This is a genomic window from Pectobacterium brasiliense (assembly GCF_013449685.1).
Taxonomy (GTDB): domain Bacteria; phylum Pseudomonadota; class Gammaproteobacteria; order Enterobacterales; family Enterobacteriaceae; genus Pectobacterium; species Pectobacterium brasiliense_A.
Genome location: NZ_JACDSF010000001.1, coordinates 177,507 through 193,512, shown reverse-complemented (window position 1 = coordinate 193,512; position 16,006 = coordinate 177,507). Strand labels below are relative to the sequence as shown.

The following is a 16,006-nucleotide window of genomic DNA, read 5'->3' as shown; positions in this document are numbered from 1 at the left end:
GCAATGTTTTGTTGCTCTACGCCTTTATGGTTATCCCTGTAGCAGTTTAACCAGTAGCGATCCGTTATAGAGCGCGTCTTTTACCAGTGCCGCTCCGGGCATCGTCCCCTGATTGTAGAACTGGGTCGCTTCCACCTGAATGTTGTGGCTATACGGCGGGAATGACTGCTGTTGAATGCAGCCTAAAATGGCGGGGTGCAAAATGCTGGCTGCTTTATTCAGGGGGGAGCCCACCAGAATTTTATCGGGATTAAAGAGATTCACCATGATGGCGACAATGCGGCCTACGTTATGGCCGACATCGTTAATGATATCTTTGGCTAACTGATCGCCTTTGAGCGCGGCGTCACACAGGTTCTCAACGCTAAGCGGCGAACCGTGCAGAAGTGAACTCATGGAGGTATTCATGCGCTGTTGCGCCAGTTCCAGCATATTTTCCGTGCTGGCGACGGTTTCCAGACAGCCGTGATTGCCGCAATAGCAACGCTTGCCATACGGATCGACCTGCGTGTGCCCTATTTCGACCAGATTTCGACTCCCGGCGTGCAGAATACGGCCACCAGTAATCACGCCCGCGCCGACGTTATGGTCGATCACCACCTGAATCACATTTTGGCAATCGCGCGATGCGCCGTATAGCGCTTCAGCCATCGTCCAAGCGCAGATATAGTGCTGCAAATACACGGGCAACCCCGTGCGCTGTTCCAGAGCTGGGCCAATCGCCATTTCCTCAACGTCATAAAACGGCATCCGGTGAATGATGCCCTTGCTGGCATCAATCATACCCGGCGCGGTAATGGCGATTGCGGTTAGTCGCTCCAACCTCTTCTGATGACGAATAAAAAATTGGTCAATCTCATTCAGAATACGCTCAAGCAGCGGCTGCGATGACGTAGCGGGAAGCGGGATTTCCTCTTCCACAACCAGCTTGCTGCTGAGATCGCGCAGTGCCAATAACAGGGTATTGCGGCTGATACGTGCGGAAAGATAGTGCCAGGCTTCGGTATCCAGAATCAGGCCGATTGCGGGACGCCCTCTGCTGCCCACATCCTGGTATTCGGTTTCCTGTACCAGATGGGCTTCCAGCAGTTCGCGGACGATTTTGGTAATACTGGCGGGCGCGAGCTGAGCACGTTTGGACAGTTCGATACGTGATATCGGGCCGTACTTATCGATCAACCGATACACTGCACCGGCATTCATTTGTTTGATTTGATCGATGTGTCCTGGTTGACCGTCGGCTATCACAAACCTAGCTCCTACTGATTCGCATTATTGTAGGCACTGCTGTTGAAAAATTTATCTTTATTATTGCGGCATGACTATTTTTCACGCTGCAAAATAAAAAAACTGCGGGTATGGTGGGGCTTTTCACTAAACTCGTCAAATATTTGATTCGTTATGTGATTTAGCACGCATATTTTAACGATTATCCGCCCAGCATCAGCGACATCAGCACTTTCGCAGCAGCACTTTGCGGCTGATGTCGTGCCGTCACCAGCCAGACTTCCGTTGTGGCGTCCTCTTCTTCCAGCAGCAAATATTTCACGCCATCGACCCGAATACGCAAAAACGACGCTGGCAAGATGGACACGCCCAATCCCGCGGATACCAATCCGACGATGGTCATCGCCTCGCCCACTTCCTGCGTAATGTAGGGGCTGATGCCATAGCGTTTCAGCAGCGTCAGCGTATCGTCATACAGCGCCGTTCCAACCGCGCGCGAGAAGAAAACGAACGGCTCATTTGCCAACTGTGTGATGTTGATTGCTCGCCCCGCGTCCTGCTGCGCTAACGGATGGGACTCCTGCACGACAGCGATCAACGGTTCACGCAGCAGCAACTGATGATCCAGCGCGTCCGGCAACGGATTATTGCGCATAATACCGATATCAAGCTTACCGTTCAGCAGCGGTTCAATTTGCTGCTTGGTGTTAAGCTCCATCATCTGAATATGCACTTCCGGGTATGTTTGGCGAAAACGCAGCAGGCTGCTGGAGATCTTTTTGATAAACGGAGCGGACGAGGTAAAGCCGATGGTTAATTCCCCAATTTCGCCACGTTGAATGCGGGACGCCCGTTCCGCTGCCTGATCAACCTGACTGATAATCGACCAGGCCTCTTTCAGGAACATCTCGCCTGCTGGCGTGAGCTGGACATTCCGGTTGTTGCGCGCCAATAATTTCGCCCCCACCTGCTCCTCCAGAATCTGAATCTGTTGGCTTAGTGGCGGCTGTGAAATGCGTAATCGTTCTGCGGCTCGGCCAAAATGTAGCTCTTCCGCGACCGCGATAAAATAGCGAAGGTGACGTAGTTCGATATTCATACTTTAAACATATCAATCATGATTATTAATATATTATACAAAATAATATCACTCTTCTATGATCCTCTCATTGTTGTTTTACGCCTGATTTACCCTTTCCGGTAAGGAATTATTGTGAGTAACCTGCCATCTTCTGCACCGAACGACTGGCCTCTTTCTACGGTCGACGATGCGGATGATATTGCCCCGAAATTTTCTGGTAAAACGCCCTATATCACGCGTGACACGCCACAATTTATGCGCGTCACGCTGGCGCTGTTTTCTGCCGGGTTAGCAACGTTTGCGCTGCTGTATTGCGTTCAGCCGCTGCTGCCGGTGCTCTCTCAGGATTTCGGTATTTCTCCGGCGACCAGCAGTCTGTCGCTTTCCGTCTCAACGGTGATGCTGGCGTTTGGGTTGCTGTTTACCGGACCACTCTCTGACACCATCGGTCGTAAGAATGTGATGGTCGTGTCCTTGATGCTGGCTGCGCTCTGTACTGTGATTTGCGCTTTTATGACCAGTTGGAACGGCGTATTGGTCATGCGAGCCATGATGGGTCTGTCGCTAAGCGGTGTCGCGGCCGTCGCCATGAGCTACCTGAGTGAAGAAATTCACCCCAGCGTGCTGGCATTTTCTATGGGGTTATATATCAGCGGTAACTCCATTGGCGGCATGAGCGGACGTCTGGTGAGCGGCGTCTTGACGGACTATTTCCCGTGGCGAGTCGCCATCGGTACGATCGGCGTACTGGCGCTCATTGCTGCGATAACATTCTGGCGTATTCTGCCCGACTCACGCCATTTCCGACCCGGTTCGCTGCGTCCAAAAACGCTGCTGCTGAATAGCAAACTGCACTGGCGCGATGCGGGCTTGCCGCTGCTGTTCCTTGAGGGATTTTTGCTGATGGGCGCGTTCGTTACCCTGTTCAACTACATTGGGTATCGGTTGTTGGCTCCGCCTTATTTACTCAGTCAGGCGGTGGTTGGCTTACTCTCCGTGGTTTATCTCACCGGAAGTTACAGCTCACCAAAAGCCGGAGCATTAACGGCCCGCTACGGACGCGGCCCGGTGCTAAGCGTTGCAATCCTCTTGATGCTAGCGGGATTGGGAATGACGGCACTGAGCCCGCTCTTCGCGATTTTTGGCGGGATGATGCTCTTTACCGCCGGTTTCTTCGCCGCCCACTCGGTAGCCAGCAGTTGGATTGGCCAACGGGCACGGCGCGCGAAAGGTCAGGCGTCATCCATGTATCTCTTTTCTTACTATCTGGGCTCCAGTCTGGCCGGTACGCTGGGGGGATTCTTCTGGCATTCATTCGGTTGGATGGGGATCACCGCGTTCCTGAGCGCCCTGTTACTTCTCGCGCTGGTCGTTAGCCTGATACTCAAGCATCGCCTTTAAACGCCTTTCTTACCGGAGTTTGCCTGAATCAGGTAAACTCCGCGCTGTTTCTACATTCTCCCTCTACGCCCCGTCAACCCTGCCTGAAATAATACCGATCACGATTGCTGAAGTGTCCATTTATCAGTATAAAGATAAGTATGTTGTAACTAAAGTGAGTTTTACTATGAACCGCTATACGCTAATCGATCGCATGAACCACTGCTTCCAGACGTTAGAGAAGAAACTTGCGCTGATGCAGCAACAGTTTGCCGAGTATCGGCTTCTGGCTGGGCGCGTCTACTCCCTTCCCCATGTGGAAAAAGGAACGGAGCACGATCCTATCGAGCATATCGCCGTCACGCAGTACGTTGGACAAGAGGCGCGTGATAAAGGGCTAGTGCATTTTCAGCGACTGTTCATTCACCACTACCCGGAAACGCTCAGCAGCAAAAGCGCTATCCGCTTGCCGGGCGCACTCTGCTTTTCCGTCAACGCCGTGCAATATCAGCAGGCACAGTGGCTCATTGCGGAAATTAACGCACTGAAAAAAGAGCTGGAACAGATTATTACCGTCGAGTCGGAGCTAGAGCCGGAACAGCGCTTTGAGTTCGTCCACACGCATTTGAAAGGATTGATCACGCTTAGCGCTTATCGTTCGCTGACGCTCATAACGAATCCGGCGTCAGTCCGTTTTGGCTGGGCGAATAAGCATGTCATCAAAAATATGACGCGTGTGGAACTGCTGGAGAAACTCACCAAGAGCCTGAATGCGGCAAAGCATACGACGCCGTATACCAAAGTGCAGTGGATTGAACATATCGAGCAGGAAATTGACGCGGTCTTGTCGCTGCCGGAAGACGCCATTTTGAAAATTAAACGCCCGGTCAAAGTCCAGCCTATCGCCCGTGTGTGGTATCCCGAACAGCAAAAACAGGTTCAGCATCCCAGCCCGTCTCCCCTGCTTGTGCTTTGTCAGCAGGAATCCGGCAGCGATATTCCCATTATCGGCGAACTCAATCCTTATGACGCCAATAACATCAAGCATAAACACAAACCGAAAGCGGCCGAACTTCGCCTGCTCATTCCGCGTTTGCACCTGTATACCGATGCGCCGGAATGAAAAAGAAAAAGCCTGCGGGTAAACACCGGCAGGCTACAGAATAAAATGCGGACTATCGCGCCATTACTTTTTCAGGCTACCGACCATCTCTTCCGGTCGAACCCACTCATCAAACTGTGCTTCGGTTAGGTAGTTCAGTTTGAGCGCAGCTGCCTTCAGCGTCAGCCCTTCTTTGTGCGCTTTTTTGGCAATTTCTGCCGCTTTGTCATAGCCGATGTGCGTGTTCAGCGCCGTCACCAGCATCAGCGATTCGTTCAGCAACTGATTGATGCGATCGCGATTCGGCTCGATCCCCACCGCACAGTGCTCATCGAAGCTCTTCATGCCATCAGCCAGCAGGCGAATCGACTGCAGGAAGTTATGAATCACCATGGGACGATAGACGTTCAGCTCAAAATTACCGGACGCCCCGCCGATATTCACGGCGACATCGTTGCCCATCACCTGGCAGCACAGCATCGTCAGCGCTTCACACTGAGTCGGGTTGACCTTGCCTGGCATGATGGAGCTACCCGGCTCGTTTTCAGGAATGCTCAGTTCGCCGATACCACAGCGCGGGCCGGATGCCAGCCAGCGCACATCATTGGCAATCTTCATTAACGATGCCGCCAGCCCCTTCAAGGCACCGTGCCCGTGAACCAATGCATCACAGGTCGCCAGCGCTTCGAATTTATTCGGCGAGGTCACAAACGGTTGACCGGTCAGTTTCGCCAGTTCTGCTGCCACGCGCACCGCGTATTCGGGATGCGTGTTTAGCCCTGTTCCGACCGCAGTACCGCCCAGCGCCAGCTCACAAATGTGTGGCACGCTGTTTTCGATATGCTTAAGGTTATGCTGCAACATCGCGGCCCAGCCGGAAATTTCCTGCCCCAGCGTCAGCGGTGTGGCATCCTGTAAATGCGTACGGCCGATCTTGACGATATCCTTAAACTGCTCCGCCTTGGACGCCAGCGTGGCGTGTAACGCTTTCAATTCAGGAATCAGGTGTTCGTTGATCGCGACAACAGCGGCGACATGCATCGCCGTCGGGAAGACGTCGTTGGAACTCTGACTTTTGTTGACATCGTCATTCGGATGAACCAGACGATTGTTGCCCCGCTCTCCCCCCAGCAGTTCACTGGCGCGGTTAGCCAACACCTCGTTCATATTCATATTGCTTTGCGTGCCAGACCCCGTCTGCCAGATCGCTAACGGGAATTCCCCAGCATGCTGGCCAGCCAACACTTCGTCCGCCGCCTGAATAATCGCATTTCCCCGATCGTTAGGCAGAAGCGTGAGATCCATGTTGACGCGGGCTGCCGCGCGCTTGGTTTGCGCCAGTGCATAAATCAGCGCGCGAGGCATTTTCTCTTCAGAAATACGGAAGTGTTCCAGCGATCGCTGTGTCTGTGCGCCCCATAACCGTTCAGCAGGCACATCAATCGGTCCCATTGAGTCTTTTTCACTACGCGTCGTGCTCATTACCTTTCCTCCTTAAAACACCCATTCAACTAGTAGAAGACATTGAATCACATCGCTGGGCCTATTCTGGATCACACTCACTGGCCTTATCACGCTTATTGGTCTACTAACACTGTCTGGCATCGCGCTACATAAAACATTACCATGAAGCGAAGAAGATGCAGTGTATTCATAATCACTCAAGTAATTAACAGTCAGCATCACAGAAATTAACAATTAATGTAATAGCAGGGAGCCAATATGCAAAAAATGCTCAATTGCGTCCAGCACTACGCCTGGGGCAGCAAACACGCCTTAACTGAGCTATATGGCATTGATAACCCTAATAATTTACCGATGGCGGAACTTTGGATGGGTGCCCATCCTAAAAGCAGTTCGGCGATTATTGATGAAAAAGGCAACACCCGCAGCCTGCGAGAAGTGATTGCTGAAGACTCGACTACCCATCTTGGCGCAACGATCGCACAACGTTTTGGCGAATTGCCCTTTTTGTTCAAGGTATTGTGTGCGGAACAGCCACTTTCCATTCAGGTTCACCCCAGTAAATCGTCGGCAGAACAAGGCTTTGCGAAAGAGAATGCCGCGGGCATCCCGCTCGATGCGGCCGAAAGAAACTACAAAGATGCCAATCACAAACCGGAATTGGTCTACGCATTAACGCCCTTTCAGGCCATGAATGGGTTCCGAGAATTATCTGAAATTGTGCAGTTGCTGGAGCCAGTTGCCAGCGCACATCCGTCCATCTCCGCGTTTTTACAACAGCCCGATGCGAAGAATCTCGCCATGCTGTTCACAAACCTGCTGAGTATGGAAGGTGAGCAAAAATCGCGGGCGCTCGGCGTCTTGAAGGCCGCGCTAAATAGTCAAAATGACGAACCGTGGGCGACCATCCGCGCGATCACACAATACTATTCCGACGACAGCGGATTGTTCTCTCCGCTGTTGCTGAACGTCATTACGCTCCAACCCGGCGAAGCCATGTTCCTGTTTGCGCAAACACCGCATGCTTATCTGAAAGGCGTGGCATTAGAAGTCATGGCGAACTCAGACAACGTGCTGCGTGCCGGGCTAACACCGAAATACATTGATATTCCAGAATTGCTGGATAATGTCGTGTTCGAAGCCAAACCAGCAAACCAGTTGCTGACGACGCCACACCGACAGGGTAACGAACTCAGTTTCCCTATTCCTGTTGAAGATTTCGCTTTTTCTCTGCACGAACTGAGCCAGAGCCCGCAGACGCTCAGTCAGAATAGTGCCGCCATTGTATTTTGTATTGACGGCCACGCCGTCCTGCAAAAAAATGAGCAGCGGCTCTCGCTACGTCCGGGAGAATCCTGCTTCATTTCCGCCAGTGAATCACCGATAACGGTTGAGGGACAGGGGCGTCTCGCTCGCGTATTTAACCGATAACTTGTTCCATACGCTGCGGTTACCTACGGGTAAGTTGCCAGCGTTTCGCGTTGAAAACGCGCATTTTTTTACTAAAGGATGAATAAAAATGAAGAAGTCGTTAGTCGCCGTGGGCGTTATTGTTGCTCTGGGTGCTGTCTGGACCGGCGCATCCTGGTACACCGGCAAGCAGATGGCTCAGCAAATTGATGGCTTTACCGATACGCTGAATACCAAGCTCAAGCAAGCCTACCCGAACGCGGGCCTGAAAGTGGTCTATCGCGACTATAAGGGCGGCGTATTCAGCAGCACGCTATCCTATGTGCTGCAAGCGGATGGTTCGATAGGCACAGCAGAAGGCACGAAGATCCTTGCGCCCGGTGAAGAACTGGTCTTCAACGAAACCGTGTCTCACGGGCCATTCCCGCTGGCACAGCTTAAGACGTTCAACCTCGTCCCTGCAATGGCGTCTGTCCATACCGAGTTGGCCAACACCCCTGCCGTCAAAGCTTGGTTTGAGTTGACGAAAGATAAGCCGTTCTTTACGGCCGAAACTCGCGTTGCTTACAGCGGTGATACGCAATCACTCGTTACGCTAGCCCCTATCGACCATCAATCGCCAGAACAGAAATTTTCCTTCAGCGGTGCGGAAGCCTTGGTGGATATTGGGCACGATCTGCGCAGCAGCAAGCTGGATACCACCATCAGCAGCGTGAAGATGGAAAGAAAAAATGCCTGGGGTCAAACAGAGAACGTCGATCTCACCGATTTCTCGATCAAGGGAACCAATCAAAAAGGCAAATTCGATCTTGATTTAGGTGATGGTAACCTGTCCTTTAAAGCGATGACGTTTACCGTAGAAGGCGGAGAGCCGGTTACCTTGAACGACTTCTCTTTGCAAAGCAGCGCAACGGAAGATGACAAAAATCTGGCAGGCAAACTGGCCGTGACGCTGGGCTCGTTAGTTATCGGCGACCGCAACCTGGGATCGGGCAATGTGAATATGTCTATCTCACAGCTTGACGGTGCAGCTACCAAACAGTTCTTCACCGCCTATAAGGAAAAAGTGCAGAAACTGTTGCAGGATCCAGCCGCAATGGATCCCGATACTTATCAGCACGAAGTCGCCATGTCGGTTCTGCAATACCTGCCGCAGCTGTTGAAAGGCAACCCAAGCATTGCTATTTCACCGATCAGTTGGAAAAACAGCAAAGGTGAAGGCACGTTCACGCTGGCGCTGGATTTAACCGATCCATTACAGAGCACGGATAAAGCAAACGATGCCACCCTGTCAGATGAAGAAAAAATCATTCGTCAGTCGGTGAAAAAACTCGATGCCAAGCTCAATGTACCGCTGGATATGCTGGCGGAATTAATGGTGCAGGCGGGGCCAAAGCCGGCCAACGATGAAGAGCAAAAGCAGGCGACAGAAATGGCACAGCAGCAAGCGAAAATGATGGCAGACATCGGCCAGATGAATCAGTTTAGCGTCACAAAAGACAACGCGATTACCAGCTCGCTACACTATGCTGATGGCCAAATTGATTTCAACGGCAACAAAATATCGCTAGCCGATTTCATCGCGCCGTATTTCTCCGTTCCAACGGAAGAAGGTGAAGAGTCTCAGCCCGGTGCACAGGAAGAACCCGTCACACCACCGGTACAGTAAGCCAACACATCGTAACATTAGGTGCTAAAACACACGGTGGCCGCATTTGCAGCCGCCGTTTTTTCTGCCCTACACTTTCTGCTTTCCATTGAGATGACACCATGTCCGCGTTGAAACCCTTCATGGAAGCCCATCAGGCTGCGATCTATTTTGTTGCCCTGATAGCGGCAGTGGCAACAGCCCTTGTGGTGCCGGGAACGGAGCAACTGGATGTCGTGATTAATCCGGCGCTGGCGCTGATGCTGTTTGTCACGTTCCTACAAGTGCCGCTGACCACAATCGGAAAAAGCCTCACTCAGGTCAGATTCATCGGCGCGTTGCTTACTGCTAACTTCATCGTGATTCCTTTACTGGTCGCGGCGCTGTTGCCCTTTCTCCCCGTCGAACCGCTGGTGAAGCTAGGCATTATATTGGTGCTACTCGCCCCCTGTATTGACTACGTGGTGACATTCGCGCATCTGGGACGCGCAGATGCCACACGCCTGTTGGCCGCCACGCCTATTTTATTGATACTGCAAATGTTGGCATTGCCCTTCTACCTGACGTTATTTCTCGGTCAGGACGCCTCTGGGCTTATCGTCTTCGCGCCCTTTATCGATGCGTTTATCTGGTTGATTGCCGTGCCTTTAGCCCTGGCCGCGCTTCTGCAATGGCTAGCGGCGCGGCGGCGCACGATAGCAACCTTTTCGGATGCATTGAGCTATCTTCCCGTTCCGGCTACCGCTCTGGTGCTGTTTATCGTCGTTACGGCGGTCATTCCCCAACTGCGCACCACTTGGGCGTCGGTATTACTCGCGGTGCCATTTTATGTGCTCTTCGCGCTACTGGCCCCGCAGCTCGGCTGGTTCACTAGCCAACTGTTCCGGTTGGATTCGGCGGGCGGGCGCGCTGTGGCCTTTAGCGCCAGCACGAGAAATTCGCTGGTTATTCTGCCGCTGGCGTTGGCAATACCCGGCGCACTGCCGCTACTTCCGGCCGTTATCGTCAGCCAAACGTTAGTAGAATTGATCAGCGAGCTCATTTATATCCGAGCTATTCCTAAGTTGAACGCCCGTGCTACGGGTCAGGAAAAGCAGTAACAGGTTGTTTTTGCTTAATGATTGTTCAGAATAGTGGAGTTTTGGCGCTAACTGTTGGCTATTTACCTCGATTTCTTTTTATACTTTGTCGTATGAAAAACAGTAATCAGACAATAACATTATGATTGATTCACTCCTGCCGTTGACGGATATCCACCGCCATTTAGATGGTAATATCCGCGCCCAGACTATTCTGGATCTAGGTCACCAGTACAATATCGCGTTACCCGCCAGCGATCTTGACGCGCTCCGTCCTCACGTTCAGGTCACCAAAAACGAACCTGACTTACTGAGCTTTTTACAAAAGCTCGACTGGGGCGTGGCCGTACTTGGCTCACTGGATGCCTGCCGCCGCGTGGCTTACGAGAACGTTGAAGATGCCATGAAAGCCGGGCTGGATTATGCAGAACTGCGTTTCTCTCCCTACTATATGGCGATGAATCATAAACTGCCGATTGCTGGTGTTGTTGAGGCAGTGATCGACGGCATTACCGCAGGCTGCCGTGATTTCGATACCGATATCCGTCTGATTGGCATCATGAGTCGGACCTTCGGCACCGAGGCCTGCCAGCAAGAACTGGACGCCCTGCTATCCCAGCGCGATCGCATCGTTGCGCTCGATCTGGCCGGTGATGAATTGGGTTACCCAGGTGCTCAATTTACTTCTCATTTCCGACAAGCTCGCGATGCTGGCTGGCGCATTACGGTTCACGCGGGTGAAGCGGCCGGGCCGGAAAGTATCTGGCAGGCGATTAACCATCTGGGTGCAGAGCGCATCGGGCATGGCGTAACCGCGATTATCGATCCGCATCTGATGACACACATGGCGGAGCATGGCATCGGCATCGAATCCTGTCTGACCTCTAACATTCAAACCAGCACCGTGGAATCACTGGATAAACATCCGCTGATTCACTTCCTGCGCTATGAAATCCCCGCCACCATCAACACGGACGATCCTGCGGTTCAGGGCATAGAGATCCGTCACGAATATGAGGTTGCGGCCCCGCTAGCTGGCCTGACGGCGGTAGAAACCCGCAAAGCACAGGAAAACGGCCTGAATATTGCGTTTATCAGCGAGCAGGAAAAGCAGCTGTTACGTGAAAAGGTTCTGCGCAAGCGCGGTGCAATTCAATAAGTTGGGTCAGCCCGCACACGAAAAACGGCTAACTTTTGTTAGCCGTTTGCAGCAATGTATTCCAACGGTCAAACAACGACACAATTTCTTTTTTTCCATGTAGTTACAAGTATTTATTACAAATAACAACGCCCTCGGCCTGTGTAAGACCAAGGGCGTTTTGCATGATGCGAGAGACCGATAATCGCTTACTGACGAGGCGTATCCTGTTCCTTGTTTATCCGCTTAGCATAGCGCTGAGCCAGCGCAGCGCAGACCATCAGTTGAATTTGGTGGAAAATCATCAGCGGCAGTACCATCGCACCGACAGCGGCGGCAGGAAATAGCACGTTTGCCATCGGGATCCCATTCGCTAGGCTCTTCTTCGAACCGCAGAATACGATGGTGATTTCATCGGCGGTATTAAAGCCCATCTTCCGAGCAACCAGCGTATTCACCACCAGCACAATCGCTAGCAGCACAATCGAACAACCGACGACGGCCAGCAATGACCAGACGTTGATCTGTCCCCAAATCCCCTGCACAACCGCCTCGCTGAAAGCGACATACACCACCAAAAGAATTGATGACCGGTCAGTAATATTAATCAGCTTACGGTTACGCTCAACCCACTTGGCAATCAGCGGGCGAGACAGATGACCAATCACGAAAGGCACCATTAGCTGCATGATAATAGAACCAATTGCGTGCAGTGTATCCGTTTCTCCCCCTTGCGTGTGCATCAGCAAACCGACCAGAATCGGCGAGAGAAACACGCCCAAAATACTGGATGCCGAGGCACTACAAATCGCCGCCGCCACGTTACCACCGGCCATTGAGGTATAAGCAATCGCCGACTGCACTGTCGCGGGTAGCGCACACAGATAGAGGAAACCGAGATACAAGGTCGGCGTCAGCACCACTGGCGACAGCAGACTCATACCGATTCCCAGCAGCGGAAACAGAATAAACGTGCTGGCAAACACCACCAGATGCAAACGCCAGTGTCCCATACCCGCACTAATCGCTTCACGCGATAGCTTCGCGCCGTGCATAAAGAACAGCAGAGCAATCGCCGCCGTGGTCAGGCGCTCAAAGAAAACCTTCACGGAGCCTTCAGCAGGAAGAACCGACGCCGTCACCACCACCAAAATCAGAACCAATAAGAATTTATCAATACGTAACCGTTGTAACCACCCCATGCACGACACCTTTCCCCTGGCTTGTTATCAGCCGAATGAACACGCTAACAAGACGGGCGATCCTAAGATCGCCTGTTTAAACAAACCATTAACTATCTGGAATAAAACGCGGTAAATCTAGCTATTTTTCACCGTGACGGCTTTTTTCTGCTCGTGGGAAAGCAACCCGAGCTCGATCAGTTCCATCACCTGAATCGCCTGATGCACGCTGACGGGGTTTTCGCCTTTACCCGTCAGCGCATCGCGCACTGCCGCGTAGTAAGCCGGATAATTACCCGGAATCGTGGCGATCGTTTGCTCTGCCGTGATGCCATCGCGAGACAGTGTCAACACGCCATCGTGTTTATCCTGACCCCAATCGGCCAGCGGTGGACGTTCACCCGCTTTCAGGCGATCTTCCTGTGGGTCAAGACCGTATTTTACAAAGCTGCCGCGTGTGCCATGCACGATATAGCGGGCAGACGCCGCCGCCACCAGCATGCTGGCGTGCAGGACAACCCGGCGTTGTGGGTAAATCAGCGTCGCGTGGAAATAATCAATCGCCTTACTGCCAGGCCTCAACCGTGCCATATCGACCTGAATCGCCACCGGTAAACCAAACAGCTCCAGTGCTTGATCCAGCAAGTGCGGCCCCAGATCGTACCAAATCCCGCTGCCTTCGCTGCCGTCTTCACGCCAGCGCTGGCGAACCTCGGGACGGAAGCGATCGAAATGCGATTCCATATACACCACATTTCCTAACGTTCCCGCCGCCAGCAGCTGTTTCAGCGTCAGAAAATCGCTGTCCCAACGGCGGTTATGGAAAACAGAAAGCATTTTTCCGACACGGTCGGCTATAGCGCCCAAGTCGTATGCTTGTGACAACGTCACCGTAAACGGTTTATCGACAACGACATGCTTGCCCGCTTCCAGCGCCTGTTTCGCCAGCGGAAAGTGCGTGTCATTGGGGGTAGGAATAACAATGAGGTCAATATCGGGATCGTTAAATAACGCCTGAGGATCTTTCTCTACTCGCAGATTTGCCCAATCCGCATGCACTTTTTCAGCACTGCTGCTGGACACAGCCACCAGCTCCATACCCGTCGTACCTGCAATCAACGGCGCGTGGAATGTCTTACTGGCATAGCCATAGCCCAGCAGCCCAACACGAACGGTCTCACTCATGACGATTCCCCTTAGCTTATTTTGACTTTGTGATTTCTCACTCAGTATATACCCGTCATCCGCCAGATTGCAGAGAGGGATAATAGCCAGGGGAATCTGATTCGTTTTCGTTCGTTAGCCGCTCACGGCGCTGGGCATCCGTTCTCCCCACGCCACGGGCAGCGTTTTGGCTGCCGGATAGTTGATTTCACTGCTGCGGCGTCGGAAATCGCTGGGGCTGACGCCGACCCGCTTACGGAACACGCGTGAGAAATACAGTTGATCGTCATACCCCACCACGCGACCAATGTTGGCGATAGATTCCTGCGTCGTCTGCAATAACAGTTTGGCGCGAATCACACGCTGATCTTCACGCCAGCGCAAAATATTAATGCCCACCTGTTCACGGAACAAATGCGCCAGCCGCGACGGTGACAGACAAACGTGCCGCGCGACTTCGTCAATACGCAGTTCTCCGGCCAGATTGCTGGTAATAAACTGGCAGGCTTCTATCACACGCGGATCCATGATTTTCTGCGGGCTCTGTGGATCTTCTTCCATCGCGCGGAGCAGCAGACGCTCCAGCAGATTCATACCCAGTTCTTCCGAAAAACGACGCCCAGAACGCTGCGTCTGCTCGATATTGGCAAACAGCCTGTCAAATTCCAGCAGCAGTTGGTTATTCGGCAGACTCATGCGACCAATGCCGCTGCTTTTGGTATGCCATTCCAGCCAATCCGCCCAGTAGGCGCGCGGGCGAAAATAGACCCAGCGGTGATACCAGCAGTCGCTGCTCGGCGAACGGCCATAAAAATGCTTCGATTTCGGCGGGAACAACAGCAGGTCACCGGGATTACAGAAAAAGGTCTCATCGCCATCAAAGACCTGCCCCTGTCCTTTCATGGTGAGGTTAATAATGTAGCCTTTCATTCCATCGGGACGATCGATAAAGAAGTCGAGCGGCCCTTCTGCCAAAATCGGCGTCAGGCCAGCCACAAGATAAGCGTTGAACGAATATCCCGGCAGCAGCGGATTAGGCTGAGATTCATGCGCCATACGGTGATACATCGAGCCTCCGGTACACGCTAGTAAGAGAGAAAGCGGCAGGCTTTTACCTGCCGCTCGGGCATTTATACCGTTTTCTTCGCCAGCTGTTTGTAGCGGTCGAAGATAACCGCTGCCAGCAGAATCAGGCCGCGCACCACATACTGGGCAAACGGAGAGATGTTCAGCAGGTTCATCGCGTTCTCCACCGTACCCAAAATCAGCACGCCGGCCACCACGTAAGAAATTTTACCGATCCCGCCTTTCAGCGACACACCGCCCAGCACACAGGCAGAAATCACGATCAGCTCATACCCGATGGAGGTCATCGGTTGGCCGCTGGTCATACGCGATGCCAGAATGATCCCGGCAGCTGCCGATACCAGACCGGACAAGGCGAAAATGATGATTTTGGTACGCACGACCGGCACCCCGGCCAGACGCGCAGCCTCTTCATTACCGCCAATCGCCAGCGTATTGCGGCCAAAGGTGGTTTTATTCAGCAGCAGACCAAACAGAATCATACAGCCGATGGTGATCCAGATTGGCGCCGGCAAGCCCAGCCAGTTGGCATAGCCCAGTTCGAAGAAGCGTTCATCTTCAATCCCTACCGCTTTACCATCGGAAATGATGTACGCCAGACCGCGCGCAATCTGCATCGTTGCCAGCGTGGTGATCAGCGCGTTAATCTTCAAGCGGGCAATCACGAAACCGTTAAGCAGACCGAAAGCCACACCTAGCAGCAGACCCGCGCCGACGCCGATCCACAGGCTTTCACTGATATTAATCACCACCGCCGTCGCCACACCGGCACAGGCGATGATTGACGCGACCGACAGGTCAAAGTCACCGGAAGCCAGACAGAACAGCATCCCACAGGCCACCATACCGGACATGGAGATCGCCAGCCCCAGCCCTTTCATATTGATAAACGTCGCGAAGTTCGGGACGAAAATCGCACAGCCAAGAAACAGCACGGCAAACACCACCAGCATGCCGTAGTTATCCCAAATGCGGGACAATCCCATACCGCTTTTCTTCTTTTCTGAGGTTGTAGACGTAACCGTTGACATTATTTTGCTCCTTCG

13 protein-coding genes are annotated in these 16,006 nt (G+C 52.7%); 6 read left to right on the top strand and 7 right to left on the bottom strand.

The window, feature by feature from the left end; genetic code table 11:
* Window positions 1-30: 30 nt before the first annotated feature.
* Together mlc and H0248_RS00910 are read right to left on the bottom strand one after the other, a co-directional pair.
* A complete protein-coding gene (gene mlc, locus H0248_RS00915; RefSeq protein ID WP_180784319.1) occupies window positions 31-1,248 on the bottom strand; it encodes a sugar metabolism global transcriptional regulator Mlc in 1,218 nt (405 codons plus the stop codon).
* 181 nt (window positions 1,249-1,429) lie between these two features.
* On the bottom strand, window positions 1,430-2,326 hold the full coding sequence (locus H0248_RS00910) for a LysR family transcriptional regulator (RefSeq protein WP_010275135.1): 897 nt from the start codon (window positions 2,324-2,326) through the stop codon (window positions 1,430-1,432).
* Between the two features lie 114 nt (window positions 2,327-2,440).
* Here H0248_RS00910 and H0248_RS00905 point away from each other — a divergent pair, with 114 nt between their 5' ends.
* Together H0248_RS00905 and tus are read left to right on the top strand one after the other, a co-directional pair.
* Window positions 2,441-3,709, top strand: a complete 1,269-nt coding sequence (locus H0248_RS00905) for an MFS transporter (RefSeq protein ID WP_180784318.1) — start codon at window positions 2,441-2,443, stop codon at window positions 3,707-3,709.
* A gap of 166 nt (window positions 3,710-3,875) precedes the next feature.
* Window positions 3,876-4,811 (top strand): DNA replication terminus site-binding protein, encoded by a 936-nt coding sequence (tus, locus tag H0248_RS00900; RefSeq protein ID WP_180784317.1) that lies wholly within the window; start codon window positions 3,876-3,878, stop codon window positions 4,809-4,811.
* A gap of 63 nt (window positions 4,812-4,874) precedes the next feature.
* On the opposite strand, the gene fumC is transcribed toward tus, so the two are convergent.
* On the bottom strand, window positions 4,875-6,272 hold the full coding sequence (gene fumC, locus H0248_RS00895; protein WP_180784316.1) for a class II fumarate hydratase: 1,398 nt from the start codon (window positions 6,270-6,272) through the stop codon (window positions 4,875-4,877).
* A gap of 240 nt (window positions 6,273-6,512) precedes the next feature.
* Between fumC and manA the strand changes: the two genes are divergently transcribed.
* From manA to add, 4 genes are all read left to right on the top strand, one after another.
* On the top strand, window positions 6,513-7,685 hold the full coding sequence (manA, locus tag H0248_RS00890) for a mannose-6-phosphate isomerase (RefSeq protein ID WP_180784315.1): 1,173 nt from the start codon (window positions 6,513-6,515) through the stop codon (window positions 7,683-7,685).
* Between the two features lie 88 nt (window positions 7,686-7,773).
* Window positions 7,774-9,333, top strand: coding sequence for a YdgA family protein (locus tag H0248_RS00885; RefSeq protein WP_180784314.1), 1,560 nt, complete (start codon window positions 7,774-7,776; stop codon window positions 9,331-9,333).
* 101 nt (window positions 9,334-9,434) lie between these two features.
* Window positions 9,435-10,412, top strand: a complete 978-nt coding sequence (locus tag H0248_RS00880) for an arsenic resistance protein (RefSeq protein WP_180784313.1) — start codon at window positions 9,435-9,437, stop codon at window positions 10,410-10,412.
* Window positions 10,413-10,533: 121 nt separating this feature from the next.
* Complete coding sequence (add, locus tag H0248_RS00875) at window positions 10,534-11,550, top strand: adenosine deaminase (protein WP_180784312.1); 1,017 nt, start codon at window positions 10,534-10,536, stop codon at window positions 11,548-11,550.
* A 188-nt stretch (window positions 11,551-11,738) separates the two neighbouring features.
* Here the strand turns inward: add and H0248_RS00870 are convergent, their stop codons facing one another.
* The 4 genes from H0248_RS00870 to araH all read right to left on the bottom strand — a co-directional run bounded on the left by H0248_RS00870 (window position 11,739) and on the right by araH (window position 15,991).
* Window positions 11,739-12,731: a bile acid:sodium symporter family protein gene (locus tag H0248_RS00870; protein ID WP_014915369.1), complete on the bottom strand. Its 993-nt coding sequence runs from the start codon at window positions 12,729-12,731 to the stop codon at window positions 11,739-11,741.
* 117 nt (window positions 12,732-12,848) lie between these two features.
* Window positions 12,849-13,895 carry an oxidoreductase gene (locus tag H0248_RS00865; RefSeq protein WP_014915368.1) on the bottom strand — a complete coding sequence of 349 codons (1,047 nt, stop codon included), beginning with the start codon at window positions 13,893-13,895 and terminating at the stop codon, window positions 12,849-12,851.
* A 114-nt stretch (window positions 13,896-14,009) separates the two neighbouring features.
* Window positions 14,010-14,942: an arabinose operon transcriptional regulator AraC gene (gene araC / locus H0248_RS00860; RefSeq protein WP_010275170.1), complete on the bottom strand. Its 933-nt coding sequence runs from the start codon at window positions 14,940-14,942 to the stop codon at window positions 14,010-14,012.
* A gap of 62 nt (window positions 14,943-15,004) precedes the next feature.
* The gene (araH, locus tag H0248_RS00855; RefSeq protein ID WP_180784311.1) at window positions 15,005-15,991 is read right to left on the bottom strand and encodes an L-arabinose ABC transporter permease AraH; all 987 of its coding nucleotides are present in this window, start codon (window positions 15,989-15,991) and stop codon (window positions 15,005-15,007) included.
* Between the last annotated feature and the right edge of the window lie 15 nt (window positions 15,992-16,006).

Bases quoted from the DNA above. Each gene is read 5' to 3' on its own strand.
- H0248_RS00870 (WP_014915369.1), bottom strand. From the start codon at position 12,731: ATGGGGTGGTTACAACGGTTACGTATTGATAAATTCTTATTGGTTCTG.
- H0248_RS00880 (WP_180784313.1), top strand. From the start codon at position 9,435: ATGTCCGCGTTGAAACCCTTCATGGAAGCCCATCAGGCTGCGATCTAT.
- H0248_RS00885 (WP_180784314.1), top strand. From the start codon at position 7,774: ATGAAGAAGTCGTTAGTCGCCGTGGGCGTTATTGTTGCTCTGGGTGCT.
- H0248_RS00910 (WP_010275135.1), bottom strand. From the start codon at position 2,326: ATGAATATCGAACTACGTCACCTTCGCTATTTTATCGCGGTCGCGGAA.
- fumC (WP_180784316.1), bottom strand. From the start codon at position 6,272: ATGAGCACGACGCGTAGTGAAAAAGACTCAATGGGACCGATTGATGTG.
- tus (WP_180784317.1), top strand. From the start codon at position 3,876: ATGAACCGCTATACGCTAATCGATCGCATGAACCACTGCTTCCAGACG.
- H0248_RS00865 (WP_014915368.1), bottom strand. From the start codon at position 13,895: ATGAGTGAGACCGTTCGTGTTGGGCTGCTGGGCTATGGCTATGCCAGT.
- araH (WP_180784311.1), bottom strand. From the start codon at position 15,991: ATGTCAACGGTTACGTCTACAACCTCAGAAAAGAAGAAAAGCGGTATG.
- manA (WP_180784315.1), top strand. From the start codon at position 6,513: ATGCAAAAAATGCTCAATTGCGTCCAGCACTACGCCTGGGGCAGCAAA.
- araC (WP_010275170.1), bottom strand. From the start codon at position 14,942: ATGTATCACCGTATGGCGCATGAATCTCAGCCTAATCCGCTGCTGCCG.
- add (WP_180784312.1), top strand. From the start codon at position 10,534: ATGATTGATTCACTCCTGCCGTTGACGGATATCCACCGCCATTTAGAT.